Below are 14,582 nucleotides of genomic sequence, written 5' to 3'. Positions count from 1 at the left end.
CCGTGCTCTATATCGGACTGATGTCCGGCACCTCGCTGGACGGGGTGGACGCGGTGCTCAGCCGCTTTGCCGCCGATGGCAGCATGCAGACGCTGGCGCATCGCCACCAGCCCTTTCCCGACACCTTGCGCAGCGAACTGCTGGCGCTCAACAGCCCCGGCGGCGATGAGCTGCATCGCGCCGCGCTGGCGGCCAACGGCGTGGCGCGCAGCTACGCCGCCCTGGTTGGCGAGCTGCTGAGCCAGAGTGGCCGGCGCGCCGCCGACATCAGCGCCCTGGGTGCCCATGGGCAGACGGTGCGCCACCGGCCCGGCGAGTTCGATGGCTGCGGCTATACCAACCAATTGCTCAACGGCGCCCTGCTGGCCGAGCTGAGCGGCATCGGCGTGGTGTGCGATTTCCGCAGCCGCGACCTGGCCGCCGGCGGGCAAGGTGCCCCGCTGGTGCCGGCCTTCCACCAAGCCTTGTTCGGCCGCCGCGATGCGGACGTGGCGGTGCTGAACATCGGCGGCATCAGCAATATCAGCCTGCTGCATGGCGATGGCCGCGTCGGCGGCTTCGATTGCGGGCCGGGCAACTGCCTGATGGATCTATGGATCGAACGCCATCGGGGCCAGGCCTATGACGCCGCGGGCGCCTGGGCCGCCCAGGGCAAGGTCTTGCCCGCCTTGCTGGCCGCCATGCTGGCCGAACCCTATTTCCACCAGGCGCCGCCGCGCAGCACCGGGCGCGATCTGTTCAACGCGCGCTGGCTGGACGCGCTGCTGGCGCAGCATGCGCCCGATGCGGCCGCCGTCGACGTGCAAGCCACCCTGCTGGAGCTGACCGCGCAATGCTGTGCGAGCAGCCTGCTGCAGTACGGCGGCGGTGCGCCGGCCGAGTTGCTGGTCTGCGGCGGCGGCGCGCTCAACACGCGCCTGATGGCCGGCCTGCAGACCCTGCTGCCCGGCCAGGCGGTGCTGGCCACCGATGCGCGCGGCCTGCCGGCGATGCAGGTGGAGGCCGCCGCCTTCGCCTGGCTGGCGCATCGCTTCATGCAGCGCCTGCCGGGCAATCTCGCCAGCGTCACCGGGGCGCGCGGCGTGCGCGTGCTGGGCGCGCTCTACCCGGCCTAGAAACGCAAAAGCCGCCCGCAGGCGGCTTGCAGACGGAGGGCCGAGCCTCAGGCCGAGAAACTCGAGCCGCAACCGCAGGTGGTGGTCGCGTTCGGGTTCTTGATCACGAACTGTGCGCCCTGCAGGTCTTCCTTGTAGTCGATCTCGGCACCCATCAGGTACTGCAGGCTCATGGCGTCGATCAAGAGCGTCACGCCGTTCTTGTTCATCGCGGTATCGTCCTCGTTCACGGCCTCGTCAAAGGTGAAGCCGTACTGGAAGCCCGAGCAACCGCCGCCCTGCACGAACACGCGCAGCTTCAGCTCGGGATTGCCTTCCTCGGCCACCAGATCACGCACCTTCTCGGCCGCGCTGTCGGTGAAGATCAGCGGCGCCGGGATATCGCTGGGGCCGGCCGTCGTGGATTCGAGAACTGCGCTCATGCTGTGGTTCCTGCGGAAAAGAAGTTGGCCGGATTATCGCCCAGCCCGGCACTCAAGTATTCCGTGACGGGCGGCAGGCCCTTGGGCGCCAACGGGTATTGATGGCACTGCGGCCGGCGGAAATGAAACAAGGCCGCTTGCGCGGCCTTGTTGCGTGCTTGGCCACCAGGGGCCAGGCAGAAGGATCGATCAGCGCTTGCTGAACTGCTTCCGGCGACGTGCACCGTGCAGACCGACCTTCTTACGCTCGACTTCACGCGCATCACGCGTGACGAAGCCGGCGCGGCTCAGTTCGGGCTTCAGGGCTGCGTCGTAGTCGATCAGCGCGCGGGTGATGCCGTGGCGCACAGCACCGGCTTGACCCGACTCGCCACCACCGTGGACGTTCACCTTGATGTCGAAGGCTTCGCCATTGTTCGTCAGCAGCAGGGGCTGCTTGGCGATCATGATGGACGTTTGACGGCCGAAATAATCAACGATGGCCTTGCCATTGATGATGATTTGGCCCGTGCCCTTCTTGATGAAGACACGTGCGACCGACGACTTGCGGCGGCCGGTACCATAGTTCCAGTTTCCGATCATCACCGCTCCTTAGATTTCCAGAGCCTTGGGCTGCTGGGCGGCGTGCGGGTGGGAACCACCTGCATACACCTTCAGCTTCTTCACCATGGCATAGCCCAACGGACCCTTGGGCAGCATGCCCTTGACAGCCTTCTCCAGGGCACGGCCCGGATGCTTGGCTTGCATGTCCTTGAACTTGGTGGCGTAGATGCCACCAGGGAAGCCACTGTGACGGTAGTACACCTTGTCGGTGGCCTTGTTGCCGGTCACGCGCAGCTTGTCTGCGTTGATGATGACGATGAAATCACCGGTATCCACGTGAGGCGTGTAAATGGCCTTGTGCTTGCCGCGCAAACGGAGTGCCACTTCGCTGGCAACACGTCCGAGCACCTTGTCGGTGGCGTCAATCACAAACCACTCGTGCGTCACCTCGGCCGGCTTGGCGCTGAAGGTCTTCATGAGTTTCTTTCGATTTGCCGGCCACAAACTGAAGCCGGCGGTCTATTGGCTGATTCAGTCTCTGCGCCTGATTCGGTGCTGCTTGTTTGTGCAGTACAACCCGCACATGCAGCCTCTCACCCCAGCGGCAAAGACTTCTTCCCCGCAGCCAAATACGGGAAAGCCCGCGAGTGTACCAGCGAATCAGGGCAAGGCCAAGCCCGCCCTAGAGTTCACGCTCGAGGCCGGCCGCGCGGCCTCCGGTACCATGCGGGTTTTTACGTAGCCCCGGAGCAACTCCATGAGTTCGCGCGAACCCTCAGCACTTGCCGATCCCGCCGTCAGCGAGCCCGAGGCCGCGCCCGCCGCATGGGGGCCGGTTGCTGCCCTGCAGCGCTTTGCCTCCTGGGTACCGATACGCTCGCTGGCGCGCCGGCATCGCCGTCGCATCAATGACCATCTGCTGGCCCTGACCGAGCGCGATCGCTACCTGCGCTTCGGCTATCCGGCCTCCGACGAGCAGATCTCGCGCTACGCCAACTCGCTGGATTTCGAGCGCGACGAGGTCTTCGGCATCTTCAACCGCCGGCTTCAGCTGGTGGCCATGGCCCACCTGGCCTATGAGCCGGCACCCCAGCGTGCGGGCAAGCCGGCGATGGCGGAGTTCGGCGTGTCGGTGCTGCCAAGCGCACGTGGCCGCGGTTTCGGCGCCCGCCTGTTCGAGCATGCCGCCCTGCATGCCCGCAACCGCGGCATCGAGACCATGTTCATCCACGCGCTGAGCGAGAACGCGCCCATGCTGAAGATTGCCCGCAACGCCGGCGCCACGGTGGAGCGCGACGGCAGCGAGTCGGAAGCCTGGCTGCGCCTGCCGCCCGACTCGGTCTCGTCCCATGTGGGCGAGGCGATCGAGCGCCACCTGGCCGAGCTGGACTTCCAGTTCAAGCGCCATGCGCGCGTGCTGGGGGATCTGATCGACGGCGTCGCCGAGGTCAAGTCCAATTACGACAGCGCCGGCAAGGCCGCCAAGCAGTAGCCGCAAGCGGGCGCAATGCGCCCAAGCAAGCACAAATCCGGGTTCAACCTCCCCCTCCTTACGGGGGTAGGCCCGGAACCCTGTGTCACGCGGATCCGTTACATTCAGTAAACAGGCTCTTGACTGCAAGCGCCTGATCTACCCAACGAGATCACGAGGGACATGCAACCCACCGTTCCGTGGATCATCGCGCTGGTTTCAGGCCTGGGCATGCTGACGATGGCATTGCTCTGGGTGCTGCGCCGCCCGAAGGCATCTGCAAAACCGCTGCCCACGGAATGGTCCCTCACGGCCCGGCCGGTCTTCAGCGCCGATGAACGCCGCGTGTTTCGCCTGCTCAAGGAAGCCCTGCCGCACCATGTGGTGCTGTCCAAGCTGCCCCTGGTGCGCTTTTGCCAGCCCACCGAGGCCAAGGAAGTGCGCTACTGGTACGACCTGCTGGGCGCCACCCATGTCAGTTTTGCGATCTGCAGCCCGAACGGCCGCGTGCTCGCCGCCGTGGATCTGGACAACGAACGCAATGGCTCGGGCCGCAGCCTGCAGATCAAGCAGTCGGTGCTGGCCGCCTGCCGGGTGCGCTATCTGCGTTGCCCGATCGACAACCTGCCCAGCGCCGCCGAACTGCAGCTGCTGGTGCCCTTCAGCAACAACAGCTCGCGCGGCCCGCAGCCTGCGCCGGCCACGCCCTCGCAATCGCCGCATGGTGGCCGTAGCGCTGGCCGCAGCACCGGCATCAGCAGCAGCACACCACGCCGCTCCAGCCGCAACGGCCTGTGGCAGGACTCGGCGGTCTTCAACGACTCCTTCTTCGCACCCGACAGCCGCTACGACTCGCTCACCGGCCAGGACGGCCTGCAGCGCAGCCGCCGCGAACTCGCCGCACTGCAGGAGGTCCGCTCACAGCGCTCCGCCCTGCCCGACACGATGGCCGGCGATTCGCAATATCCCGACGAAGCGCCCAACGACATCGTCGGCGTTGTCATAGACTCGCCCCGCTACGGCCGACGCTAGGCATCCGCCAGACCGAACCTCCAAGCGGCGCCAGACCCCAGGTCGGCGCCGTTTTTGCATGCCACGATGACACCCGACACCAGCTTCGCCACCCTGACCCCGGAGTTCATGCTCGACGCCCTCGAGGCGGTGGGCCTGCGCGCCGACGGCCGCATGCTGCAGCTCAACTCCTATGAGAACCGGGTGCTGCAAGTGCATCTCGAGGATGGCCGCATCGCGGTGGCCAAGTTCTACCGGCCGGGCCGCTGGAGCGATGCGCAAATCCTCGAGGAACATGGCTTTGCGCGCGAACTCGAGGATGCCGAGGTGCCGGTGGCGGCGCCGTGGCTGCTCGCCGGGCGGTCCACGCTGGCGCATTACCAGGGCCAGCGCTTTGCCGTCACGCCGCGCCAGGGCGGGCGCGCGCCCGAACTCGAAGACCCCGAGGTGCTGACCTGGATCGGCCGGCTGCTGGGGCGACTGCATGGCGTGGGCCGACGCCAGCCGTTCGCGCACCGGCTGCGCTGGGTGGGTGCCGAGCCGGGCGTGCTGGCGCGCGACTGGCTGCTGCAGCACCAGACCGTGCCACTGGAGATCGCCCCGGCCTGGCAGGCCGTGGTGGATGCCTGCCTGGAGCGTATCCAGCAGGCTTTCGACGCGCTGGCGGACCTGCGCCTGCTGCGCCTGCATGGCGACTGCCATCCCGGCAACATCCTCTGGACGCCCGACCGCGGCCCGCACTTCGTCGACCTGGACGACGCCGTCACCGGCCCGGCGGTGCAAGACCTGTGGATGCTGCTCTCGGGCGACGCACTGGCCGCGCGCCAGCAGCTGGCCTGCGTGCTGGAGGGCTACGAAACGGTGGCCGAGTTCGATCGCCGCGAGCTCAGCCTGATCGAACCGCTGCGCACCCTGCGCATGATCCACCACAGCGCCTGGCTGGCCAAGCGCTGGGGCGATCCGGCCTTTCCGATCGCTTTCCCCTGGTTCGGCACGCCCAACTACTGGCACGACCAGGTGGCCAAGCTGCGCGAGCAACTGGAGGCGATGCGGCCGGCAGACGAACTGCCGCCGCCGGACGCAGCCGGCGACGACGATGATTTCGAGTTCGACGCCGGCTTCCGCTAACGCTCAGACTCAGCCGAGCAGCAGCGCGTTGACGCGCCGCACATAGGCGGCCGGGTCTTCCAGCTGCCCGCCTTCGGCCAGCAGGGCCTGGTCGAACAACACCTGGGCCAGCTCATCGAAGTGCGCGCTGCCCTCCAGCTTCTTCACCAGCGCATGCTCGGCATTCACCTCCAGCGTCGGCTTGGACGCCGGCGCCTGCTGGCCGGCCTGCTTGAGCATGCGCGCCAGGTGGGCGCTCATATCGCCCTCTTCCACCACGATGCAGGCGGGTGAGTCGACCAGGCGGGTGGTCACGCGCACATCCTTGGCGCGCTCCTTCAGCGCTTCCTTGAGGCGCTCCAGCACCGGCTTGAAATGCTCGGCCGCTTCCTCGGCGGCCTTCTTCTCGGCCTCGTCCTGCAGCTTGCCCAGATCCACCGCGCCCTTGGCCACCGACTGCAGGCTCTTGCCCTCGAACTCGTAGAGGTGCGAGAGCATCCACTCGTCCACGCGGTCCACCAGCAGCAGCACCTCGATGCCCTTCTTGCGGAAGATCTCCAGCTGCGGGCTGTTCTTGGCGGCCGCCAGGCTGTCGGCGGTGATGTAGTAGATGACGTCCTGGCCTTCCTTCATGCGCGACAGATAGTCGGCAAAGCTCACGCCCTCGTCGGCCTGGGTGGAGGCGAAGCGGAACAGCTTGGCCAGGCGCTCCTGGTTCTGGTGATCCTCGCCAATGCCCTCCTTGAGCACGGCGCCGAAGTCCTTCCAGAAGGCCGCGTACTTGGCGCGTTCGGCCGCATCCTCGCTGTCGGCCAGTGTCTCCAGCATCGACAGCACGCGCTTGGTCGAGCCCTCGCGGATCGCCTTCACGTCGCGGCTCTCCTGCAGCAGCTCGCGCGAGACATTGAGCGGCAGGTCGGCCGAATCGATCACGCCCTTCACAAAGCGCAGATACACGGGCATCAGCGCCTCGGCGTCGTCCATGATGAAGACGCGCTTCACATAGAGCTTGACGCCGCCGCGCTTGTCGCGGTTCCACAGGTCGAAGGGCGCCTTGGCCGGGATGTAGAGCAGCTGGGTGTACTCGCTGCGGCCCTCCACGCGGTTGTGCGTATAGGCCAGCGGCGCTTCGGTGTCGTAGCTGATCTGCTTGTAGAACTCCTCGTACTGCTCGGGCGTCACCTCGCTCTTGCTGCGGGCCCACAGGGCCGAGGCCTTGTTGACGCTCTCCCACTCATCGGTGAGCTGCTGTTCGCTCTTCTCCGGATCCCAGCTTTCCTTGCGCATCAGGATGGGCAGGGAGATATGGTCGGAGTACTTGCTGATGATGGACTTGAGGCGCCAGGTCTTGAGGAACTCCTCCTCGCCCTCGCGCAGGTGCAGGATCACATCGGTGCCGCGGCCAGGTTTGGCGATGGTCTCGACCTCGTAGTCGCCGGTGCCCTCGGAGCTCCAGCGCACGCCGTCCTCGGCCTTCAGGCCGGCGCGGCGGGTTTCCACGGTGATGCGGTCGGCCACGATGAAGCCGGAATAGAAGCCCACGCCGAACTGGCCGATCAGGTTGGCATCCTTCTTCTGGTCGCCCTCCAGCTTGGCCATGAACTCGCGCGTGCCGCTCTTGGCGATGGTGCCCAGATGGGCAATCGCTTCCTCGGCGCTCATGCCGATGCCGTTGTCGCTGATGGTGACGGTACGCTGCTCGGCGTCGAAGGACACGCGTACTTCCAGGTTCGGTTGCTCCTCGAACAGCTCGGCGTGGTCCAGCGCCTCGAAACGCAGCTTGTCGCAGGCGTCCGACGCGTTGGAGACCAGCTCGCGCAGGAAGATCTCCTTGTTGGAGTAGAGCGAATGGGTGACGAGGTGCAGGATCTGCTTGACCTCGGCCTGGAAGGAATGAGTTTGCTTTTCCATAGCTTGTGCTTGTCGATGTGCCTAGGGATTTGAAAGCGCGAAGCGCCGCCAGCGCCCCGCAATTGGGGACGCCCGCGGCGCTTTCAAGAGCGGGATTTCAGTAGGAAACGCTGAGCTTGGGGATGTCGACCTTCAGCAGGGCCTTGCTCAGGGCACCGCTGGCCGCGCGCGCATAGTCCAGGCCAAAGGCCGGATCGCGCAGGGCCTGCGGCCCCACGGCATTGGCTACCGCCAGGATCTTGTCGGCGATCAAGACCTTGCCCGAGCCGCGCATCGGCTCGCAACCATGCTTGACGAATTGCTCGTCCAGCCACTGGCGCGCGGCATCGTAAGAGAGCACCTCGCTGGCGTCGACCACCAGATCGACCTGCTCGTTGACATCGAACACGACCTTGACCTCACTGCGCATGAACAACTCCTTGCTACGGTTCAAGCCATTGTGGCTCAGCCACGCGCCGCCTTCACCGCTTCGCTCAAGACTTCGAGAACTTCCAGCGAATCATCCCAGCCCAGGCAGGCGTCGGTGATGCTCTTGCCATACTCCAGCTTGCTGGGATCGTCCTTGCCCGGGGTGAACTTCTGCGCGCCGTCGTGCAGATGGCTCTCCACCATCACGCCGAAAATATTCTTGCTGCCGGCCTTGAGCTGGGCCGCGATATCGCGCGCCACCTCCAGCTGGCGCTGGTGCTGTTTGCTGCTGTTGGCATGCGAGCAATCGACCATCAGCGTGGTGTCGAGCTTGGCGGCGGCCAGGTCCTTCACCGCGGCGGCCACGCTCCCGGCGTCGTAGTTGGGCGCCTTGCCGCCACGCAGGATCACATGGCAATCCTTGTTGCCCTTGGTCTCGACGATGGCCACCTGGCCGTTCTTGTGCACCGAGAGGAAGTGATGCGGGCGCGCCGCGGCCTGGATCGCGTCGGTGGCGATCTTGATATTGCCGTCGGTGCCGTTCTTGAAGCCGATCGGCGCCGACAGGCCCGAGGCCAGCTCGCGGTGCACCTGGCTCTCGGTGGTGCGCGCACCGATCGCGCCCCAGGAGATCAGGTCGCCGATGTACTGCGGCGAAATCACGTCCAGGAACTCCGAGCCCGCCGGCATGCCAGCGCGGTTGATCTCCAGCAGCAGCTGGCGCGCGATGCGCAAGCCCTCGTCGATGCGGTAGCTCTCATCCAGGTAGGGGTCGTTGATCAGGCCCTTCCAGCCCACCGTGGTGCGCGGCTTCTCGAAGTAGACGCGCATCACGATCTCCAGCGTGTCGGCGTACTTCTCGCGCTGCACCAGCAGGCGGCGCGCGTACTCCAGTGCCGCGGCGGGGTCGTGGATCGAGCAGGGGCCGATGATGACCAGCAGGCGGTCATCCTTGCGCTGCATGATTCGCCGGATGTTGTGGCGCGTGCCCACCACCAGCTGCTCCATGGGCGTGCCGCGGATCGGGAAGAAGCGGATCAGATGCTCCGGCGGCGGCAGCGGCGTGATGTCGCGGATGCGTTCGTCGTCGGTCTGGCTGGTCTTGTCCTGCGGCGAGTACCAGCGTTCGGCCTGGTTCGTCGGCGTGGCGGTCTTGGCGTTCATGGGCTGACTCTTGGGTGAGGTGTGGGACTGGATGAGACGAAAAAAAACCGCCGGGTGGGGACCCGGCGGTTTTCAGGATTCGGTCAAGGCGCTTACGCGTTTGCCTCTCCTCCGCCGGTGCGGTGCGAGAACCAAAAAAAGCCAAAAAAATAGGACTTCTGCGAAAGCATGGCTTGAATGTAGAAGCTGGCTCGCCGAGCGGTCAAGCAGGCATTTGGGCAATGTTGCAATGCGGCATCAGCGCCTCGCTTGCCCTCAGGCGGTACCGCCGACGGTCAGACCATCGATGCGCAGGGTCGGCTGGCCCACGCCCACCGGCACGCTCTGGCCCTCCTTGCCGCACACGCCCACGCCCGTGTCCAGGGCCATGTCATTGCCAATCATGCTGACGCGGGTGAGCGCGTCGGGGCCGTTGCCGATGATGGTGGCGCCCTTCACCGGGTACTGGATCTTGCCCTTCTCGACCCAGTAGGCTTCGCTGGCCGAGAAGACGAACTTGCCGGATGTGATATCCACCTGCCCCCCGCCGAAGTTGGTGGCGTACAGGCCCTTATCGATGCTGGCGATGATTTCCTGCGCGTCCTTGTCGCCGCCCAACATATAGGTGTTGGTCATGCGCGGCATCGGCACATGGGCATAGCTCTCGCGCCGGCCATTGCCGGTGGGTGCCACGCGCATCAGGCGGGCGTTCATCGCATCCTGAATATAGCCCTTCAGGATGCCGTCCTCAATCAGCACATTGCGCTGCGAGGCGCAGCCCTCGTCGTCCACATTGAGCGAACCGCGGCGGTCCGGCAAGGTGCCGTCATCCAGCACCGTGACGCCCTTGGCCGCCACGCGCTGGCCGATGCGGCCGGCAAAGGTGCTGGAACCCTTGCGATTGAAATCGCCCTCCAGGCCATGGCCCACCGCCTCGTGCAGCAGCACGCCGGGCCAGCCCGGGCCCAGCACCACGGTCATCTCGCCGGCCGGGGCCGGGCGCGATTCCAGATTGGTGAGCGCGGCACTGACCGCCTGCTCCACATAGCTGGCAATCATCTCGTCGCTGAAATAGGCCAGGCCGAAGCGGCCGCCGCCGCCGCCGCTGCCCACCTCGCGCCGGCCGTTCTGCTCGGCGATCACGGTGATGGACAGGCGCACCAGCGGCCGCACATCGGCCGCCAGCGTGCCATCGGCACGCGCAATCAGCACCACCTCGTGTTCGGCCGCCAGGCCGGCCATCACCTGGGCGATGCGCGGGTCCTTGGCGCGCGCCATGCGCTCGGCGCGCTCCAGCAGGGCCACCTTCTCGGTGCTGTCCAGGCTGGCGATCGGGTCGGCCTCGCCATAGAGCGAGCGGCTGCCGGCCACGGTCGAGGTGCTGGGCACCTTGACGCGCTTGCTCTGGCCGGCCGCGGCGATGGTGCGCACGGTGCGCGCCGCGTCCAGCAGCGCCGCCTCGGAGATATCGTCGGAATAGGCAAAGGCGGTCTTCTCGCCGGCCACCGCGCGCACGCCCACGCCCTGGTCGATGCTGAAGCTGCCGCTCTTGACGATGCCCTCCTCCAGGCTCCAGCCCTCGGCACGGGTGGTCTGGAAATAGAGGTCGGCATCGTCGACACGATGCTCGGTGATCAGCCGCAGCGCCTGCGCCAGGCTGGCCTCGGTGAGACCGAAGGGCTCCAGCAGTTGGGAGCGTGCCGTGATCAGACGGGCCAGGGTGGGTTCGCGCGAAATCATCGGGCGATTGTAGGAGTCAAGCCGTACCCCAGACATTCGCAATGGCATCGAAGACCAGGCGCAGGCGCGGCGTGTCGCGCAGCTCGCGGTGCGCCGTCAGCCACAGTGGCAGCGGCGGTATCTCCACCTCGGGCAGCACCCGCAGCAGATCGGGGTCGCGCGCCGCCAGCGCCTGCATGCCCACGCCGATGCCCAGGCCAGCACGCAGCGCCTCCCACAGCACGATCTGCTGGTCACAGCGCAGGCAGAAGAACTCGCGCTCCACCTGGAAGCCGGCGGCAGCGAAGCCGCGCAGGAGCTGATCGGCATGGTCGAAGCCGAGCCAGTCATGCTCGGCCATGGTCGCGCGCGTGGGCATGCCCATGCGCTCGAGGTAGCGGCGGTGCGCATACAGGCCCAGGGGCCAGTCGGCCAGCTTGCGCGCCACCAGGGTGCTTTGCGCCGGCCGCAGCATGCGCAGCGCAATGTCGGCGCTGCGCTCCAGCAGGTTCTCCACCTCGTTGCTGGCCACCAGCTCGATCTGGATCTCCGGGTGCTGCTTTCGCAGCTGCAGCAGCAGCTCGGGCAGGAAGTAGGCACTGACGATCTCGCTGGCGGTCAGGCGCACCGTGCCGGCCAGCTGCTGCTCCTGCGCGGCCAGGGCGAGGGCCAGGTCTTGCGCGCCCTCGCGCATGCGCCGTGCCGCCGGCAGCAGGGCGCGCCCGGCGCGGGTCAGGGTCAGGCCGCGGCTGTGGCGCTCGAACAGGCTCTGGCCCAGCCGCAGCTCCAACGCCGCGAGCTGCCGGCTCAGGCTGGGCTGGCTCAGGCCCAGCAGCGGCGCAGCGCGGCTCAGCTAGCCCACCTCGGCAAGCGCCAGGAAGGACTGCAGCAGCGACCAATCGATGGGAGTGGGCATGGCTTGGCTATTCAACAACGCATGACGGCCATGCAATTACAGCACTTCCGGACAGCCAGGCATCACCGCAGACTTCGCCCATCAAGGTCCACCTCAGCGAGGCCCCATGCAGCAGACCGTTCTGATCCTTGGCGCCGCCGGCCGGCTCGGCCACCAGCTCACCCATGCCTTTGCCAACGCCGGTTGGCGCACCCTGGCGCAAAGCCGCAAGCCCTTGCCGGCCGCCCTGGCGGCGTCCCCTGGCGTGGCATGGCTCGAGGGCGACGCGCTGGCATCGGCACAGCTGCTGCACGCGGCACAGGGCGCCAGCGTGGTGATCAATGCCCTGAACCCACCCTACACCGAGTGGGAGCGCCTGGCCCTGCCGCTGGCCCAGGCCGCGCAAGACCTGGCCCTGCGCCTGGGCGCGCTGCTGATGCTGCCGGGCAATGTCTACAACTTCGGCAATGCACTGCCCGCCCTGCTGCGGGTGGACACGCCCGAGGTTGGCAACACCAGCAAGGCGCGCATCCGCATCGCCATCGAGGCTGGCATGGCCGCGGCGGCGGCCCAGGGGCTGGACTCGGTGGTGCTGCGCGCCGGCGACTTCTTCGGCGGCGCCCAGGGCGGCTCCTGGTTCGATCTGGCCATCGCCAGCCGGCTCCAGCGCGGCAAGCTCGTCTACCCCGGGCCGCTGGACGTGCAGCACGCCTGGGCCTATCTGCCCGATCTGGCGCGCTGCTTCGTGCGCCTGGCCGCGCAGCGCGAGCAATTGAGGGGCCATCGCCGCCTGCACTTCGCTGGCCATGCGATCGAGGGTCAGGTCTTGCTGGAGGCGATGCAAAGCATCTGCGCCCGCCCCATCGAGGCAGGCACCCTGCCCTGGGGCTTGATCCGCCTGGCCGCGCCGCTGCTGCCGAGCTGGCGTGCGCTGCTGGAAATGCGCTATCTCTGGCAGCGCCCGCACGCGCTGGATGACGGCGAGCTGCGCCAGCTCATCGGCACGCCGCCGCGGACCGAGCTCGGGCTGGCCCTGCGCCTGAGCCTGCGCGAGCTGGGCCAGGGCGGATTGCTGCGCAATGCCGAGCTGGCACCGGCCTGAGTTTCACGCTTCTTTACAGAGCGGGCGTCGGCGCCGCCAAAGCGCCGGGCGTTGTCTGTGCACCCTTCACCAGGAGCACCCAGATGAACATCAGCATCCGCATCGCCACCCTGCTTGCACTGTCCGCACTGGCCGGCCTCAGCCAGGCCCAGAACACGCCGCGCGTGGACCAGCGCGAGGCCCATCAGCAGGCCCGCATTGCCCAGGGCGCCGCCTCCGGCTCGCTCACCGGAAGGGAAACCCAGCGCCTGGAACGCGAGCAGGCCGCCATCAACCAGACCGAAGCCAAGGCCAAGGCCGATGGCGTTGTCACCAAGCATGAGCGCCGCAAGCTGCATCGCATGCAGGACGCGGCCGGCCACGACATCCGCCACGCCAAGCACAATGCCAAGGCCGCCAGCGCGCCGAACTAAGGCTCAGCCCGTCCTCGTCAAGCCTCACGGGCCTTCTTGATCTCGAGGGCCCGCTCATAGAGCCGGTTGCGCGAGGCGCCGCTGAGCTCCGCCGCCAGGCCCACGGCCTGCTTGAGCGGCAGCTCGGCGCTCAGCAGCGCCAGCGCGCGCAAGGCCAGCTCGGGCAGCTCGGCATCGCCGGCCACCACCACCGCCGCCGCATGCAACACCAGCACGAATTCGCCGCGCTCGCGCTGCGCGTCCGCCGCCAGCCAGGCCGGCATCTCGCCGGCCTTGGCGGTGTGCACCGTCTCGAACTGCTTGGTGAGCTCCCGGCACAGGGTCAGGTCTTGCCCGGGGCAGAGTTCGGCCAGCAGATCGACCACCGCCCTGATGCGGTGCGGCGCCTCGAACAGCACCTGGCTGTAGGGCTGTCCCGCCAGCGCCTGGGCCGCGCTGCGGCGCTCCTGCGCCTTGGTGGGCAGGAAGCCGACAAAGCGGAATCCGGCCGAGGCCGCATCGCCGCTGGCGCTCAACGCCGTCACCACGCTGCTGGCGCCGGGAATGGGCAGCACGCGCAGGCCGGCGGCGGCCACCGCCGCCACCAGCACCGCGCCGGGGTCCGAGACCGCCGGCGTGCCGGCATCGCTGATATAGGCCAGCCGCTCGCCGCGCCGCAGGCGCGCCACCACCTGGGCCGCGCCCTCATGCTCGTTGTGCTGGTGCACCGCGATCAAGGGCTTGTGCAGGCCCAGATGCCGCATCAGGCCGGCGCTGACGCGCGTGTCCTCGCAGGCCACCGCATCCACCAGCCCCAGCACATGGGCGGCACGGAAGGACATATCCGCCAGATTGCCGATGGGCGTGGCCACCACATACAGCGTGGCGGCGGGATACTGCTGCATGCCAGCCGCCGCAGCGGCGGCCTGCATCAGCAGGGAGGCGTCTATGTTCAAGTGGAGCTCCACGAAAGCGCAGGGCGATGCGGCCGAAGACCGCGCCCTGCATTACCTCCAGCAACAGGGCTTGAGGCTGGTGAGGCGCAATTATCGGGTGGCGCGCGGGCCGCATGCGCGCGGCGGCGAGGTCGACCTGATCATGCTGGACCGCGATGGCACGCTGGTATTCGTGGAGGTGCGGGCACGCGCCAGCGCCAGCCATGGCGGCGCGGCGGCCAGCGTCACCGGCACCAAGCAGCGTCGCATCGTGTTCGCGGCCCGGCATTACCTGCTGCGCCAGGCCACGCCGCCACCCTGCCGTTTCGACGTGCTGGCGCTGGACGGCGAGAGCATCACTTGGTTACCTGCCGCCTTCGACGCCGAGCAAGGGTAGACCCTGCTTGC

Annotated in this window: 16 protein-coding genes; 7 read left to right on the top strand and 9 right to left on the bottom strand. The window is 67.4% G+C overall.

Going from position 1 to position 14,582, the window contains the following annotated elements; translation table 11 throughout:
* The first annotated feature begins 2 nt into the window (after window positions 1-2).
* Window positions 3-1,115 carry an anhydro-N-acetylmuramic acid kinase gene (locus AC3WQY_RS04800; RefSeq protein ID WP_492706260.1) on the top strand — a complete coding sequence of 371 codons (1,113 nt, stop codon included), beginning with the start codon at window positions 3-5 and terminating at the stop codon, window positions 1,113-1,115.
* Window positions 1,116-1,162: 47 nt separating this feature from the next.
* Here the strand turns inward: AC3WQY_RS04800 and erpA are convergent, their stop codons facing one another.
* From erpA to rplM, 3 genes are all read right to left on the bottom strand, one after another.
* Window positions 1,163-1,537 (bottom strand): iron-sulfur cluster insertion protein ErpA, encoded by a 375-nt coding sequence (gene erpA / locus AC3WQY_RS04795; protein ID WP_285230860.1) that lies wholly within the window; start codon window positions 1,535-1,537, stop codon window positions 1,163-1,165.
* Between the two features lie 189 nt (window positions 1,538-1,726).
* Complete coding sequence (gene rpsI / locus AC3WQY_RS04790; protein WP_285230859.1) at window positions 1,727-2,119, bottom strand: 30S ribosomal protein S9; 393 nt, start codon at window positions 2,117-2,119, stop codon at window positions 1,727-1,729.
* Between the two features lie 9 nt (window positions 2,120-2,128).
* Window positions 2,129-2,557: a 50S ribosomal protein L13 gene (gene rplM / locus AC3WQY_RS04785; protein ID WP_285230858.1), complete on the bottom strand. Its 429-nt coding sequence runs from the start codon at window positions 2,555-2,557 to the stop codon at window positions 2,129-2,131.
* A 280-nt stretch (window positions 2,558-2,837) separates the two neighbouring features.
* On the opposite strand from rplM, the gene AC3WQY_RS04780 reads away from it, so the two are divergent.
* From AC3WQY_RS04780 to AC3WQY_RS04770, 3 genes are all read left to right on the top strand, one after another.
* Window positions 2,838-3,572 carry a GNAT family N-acetyltransferase gene (locus tag AC3WQY_RS04780; protein WP_285230857.1) on the top strand — a complete coding sequence of 245 codons (735 nt, stop codon included), beginning with the start codon at window positions 2,838-2,840 and terminating at the stop codon, window positions 3,570-3,572.
* A gap of 162 nt (window positions 3,573-3,734) precedes the next feature.
* The gene (locus tag AC3WQY_RS04775; RefSeq protein WP_285230856.1) at window positions 3,735-4,583 is read left to right on the top strand and encodes a DUF2726 domain-containing protein; all 849 of its coding nucleotides are present in this window, start codon (window positions 3,735-3,737) and stop codon (window positions 4,581-4,583) included.
* 66 nt (window positions 4,584-4,649) lie between these two features.
* A complete protein-coding gene (locus AC3WQY_RS04770) occupies window positions 4,650-5,690 on the top strand; it encodes a serine/threonine protein kinase (RefSeq protein WP_492706255.1) in 1,041 nt (346 codons plus the stop codon).
* Window positions 5,691-5,699: 9 nt separating this feature from the next.
* Here the strand turns inward: AC3WQY_RS04770 and htpG are convergent, their stop codons facing one another.
* The 5 genes from htpG to AC3WQY_RS04745 all read right to left on the bottom strand — a co-directional run bounded on the left by htpG (window position 5,700) and on the right by AC3WQY_RS04745 (window position 11,703).
* Window positions 5,700-7,580 (bottom strand): molecular chaperone HtpG, encoded by a 1,881-nt coding sequence (gene htpG / locus AC3WQY_RS04765; protein ID WP_492706253.1) that lies wholly within the window; start codon window positions 7,578-7,580, stop codon window positions 5,700-5,702.
* Window positions 7,581-7,677: 97 nt separating this feature from the next.
* The gene (locus AC3WQY_RS04760) at window positions 7,678-7,989 is read right to left on the bottom strand and encodes a hypothetical protein (RefSeq protein ID WP_285230853.1); all 312 of its coding nucleotides are present in this window, start codon (window positions 7,987-7,989) and stop codon (window positions 7,678-7,680) included.
* 35 nt (window positions 7,990-8,024) lie between these two features.
* On the bottom strand, window positions 8,025-9,152 hold the full coding sequence (locus AC3WQY_RS04755) for a 3-deoxy-7-phosphoheptulonate synthase (protein WP_492706251.1): 1,128 nt from the start codon (window positions 9,150-9,152) through the stop codon (window positions 8,025-8,027).
* Window positions 9,153-9,407: 255 nt separating this feature from the next.
* Window positions 9,408-10,871 (bottom strand): metalloprotease TldD, encoded by a 1,464-nt coding sequence (gene tldD, locus AC3WQY_RS04750; protein WP_285230851.1) that lies wholly within the window; start codon window positions 10,869-10,871, stop codon window positions 9,408-9,410.
* 16 nt (window positions 10,872-10,887) lie between these two features.
* Window positions 10,888-11,703, bottom strand: a complete 816-nt coding sequence (locus AC3WQY_RS04745; RefSeq protein ID WP_492706349.1) for a LysR family transcriptional regulator — start codon at window positions 11,701-11,703, stop codon at window positions 10,888-10,890.
* Window positions 11,704-11,872: 169 nt separating this feature from the next.
* Here AC3WQY_RS04745 and AC3WQY_RS04740 point away from each other — a divergent pair, with 169 nt between their 5' ends.
* Both AC3WQY_RS04740 and AC3WQY_RS04735 read left to right on the top strand, forming a co-directional pair.
* A complete protein-coding gene (locus AC3WQY_RS04740) occupies window positions 11,873-12,847 on the top strand; it encodes an NmrA family NAD(P)-binding protein (RefSeq protein WP_492706249.1) in 975 nt (324 codons plus the stop codon).
* An 83-nt stretch (window positions 12,848-12,930) separates the two neighbouring features.
* The gene (locus tag AC3WQY_RS04735; RefSeq protein WP_492706247.1) at window positions 12,931-13,260 is read left to right on the top strand and encodes a hypothetical protein; all 330 of its coding nucleotides are present in this window, start codon (window positions 12,931-12,933) and stop codon (window positions 13,258-13,260) included.
* A gap of 17 nt (window positions 13,261-13,277) precedes the next feature.
* Here AC3WQY_RS04735 and rsmI read toward each other — a convergent pair whose 3' ends face one another.
* Complete coding sequence (gene rsmI, locus AC3WQY_RS04730) at window positions 13,278-14,195, bottom strand: 16S rRNA (cytidine(1402)-2'-O)-methyltransferase (RefSeq protein ID WP_492706245.1); 918 nt, start codon at window positions 14,193-14,195, stop codon at window positions 13,278-13,280.
* Here rsmI and AC3WQY_RS04725 point away from each other — a divergent pair.
* Window positions 14,188-14,571 carry a YraN family protein gene (locus tag AC3WQY_RS04725; protein ID WP_492706243.1) on the top strand — a complete coding sequence of 128 codons (384 nt, stop codon included), beginning with the start codon at window positions 14,188-14,190 and terminating at the stop codon, window positions 14,569-14,571. The two genes, rsmI and AC3WQY_RS04725, sit on opposite strands and share 8 nt — an antisense overlap.
* The last annotated feature ends 11 nt before the right edge of the window (window positions 14,572-14,582 follow it).

The sequence above is a fragment of the Roseateles sp. FW301-B2 genome, assembly GCF_058788955.1.
Note: the sequence above shows the minus strand (reverse complement) of the source record. Positions and strands in the feature narration are given on the sequence as shown.

Bases quoted from the DNA above. Each gene is read 5' to 3' on its own strand.
- erpA (WP_285230860.1), bottom strand. From the start codon at position 1,537: ATGAGCGCAGTTCTCGAATCCACGACGGCCGGCCCCAGCGATATCCCG.
- rpsI (WP_285230859.1), bottom strand. From the start codon at position 2,119: ATGATCGGAAACTGGAACTATGGTACCGGCCGCCGCAAGTCGTCGGTC.
- rplM (WP_285230858.1), bottom strand. From the start codon at position 2,557: ATGAAGACCTTCAGCGCCAAGCCGGCCGAGGTGACGCACGAGTGGTTT.
- AC3WQY_RS04780 (WP_285230857.1), top strand. From the start codon at position 2,838: ATGAGTTCGCGCGAACCCTCAGCACTTGCCGATCCCGCCGTCAGCGAG.
- AC3WQY_RS04775 (WP_285230856.1), top strand. From the start codon at position 3,735: ATGCAACCCACCGTTCCGTGGATCATCGCGCTGGTTTCAGGCCTGGGC.
- AC3WQY_RS04770 (WP_492706255.1), top strand. From the start codon at position 4,650: ATGACACCCGACACCAGCTTCGCCACCCTGACCCCGGAGTTCATGCTC.
- htpG (WP_492706253.1), bottom strand. From the start codon at position 7,580: ATGGAAAAGCAAACTCATTCCTTCCAGGCCGAGGTCAAGCAGATCCTG.
- AC3WQY_RS04760 (WP_285230853.1), bottom strand. From the start codon at position 7,989: ATGCGCAGTGAGGTCAAGGTCGTGTTCGATGTCAACGAGCAGGTCGAT.
- AC3WQY_RS04755 (WP_492706251.1), bottom strand. From the start codon at position 9,152: ATGAACGCCAAGACCGCCACGCCGACGAACCAGGCCGAACGCTGGTAC.
- tldD (WP_285230851.1), bottom strand. From the start codon at position 10,871: ATGATTTCGCGCGAACCCACCCTGGCCCGTCTGATCACGGCACGCTCC.
- AC3WQY_RS04740 (WP_492706249.1), top strand. From the start codon at position 11,873: ATGCAGCAGACCGTTCTGATCCTTGGCGCCGCCGGCCGGCTCGGCCAC.
- AC3WQY_RS04735 (WP_492706247.1), top strand. From the start codon at position 12,931: ATGAACATCAGCATCCGCATCGCCACCCTGCTTGCACTGTCCGCACTG.
- AC3WQY_RS04725 (WP_492706243.1), top strand. From the start codon at position 14,188: ATGTTCAAGTGGAGCTCCACGAAAGCGCAGGGCGATGCGGCCGAAGAC.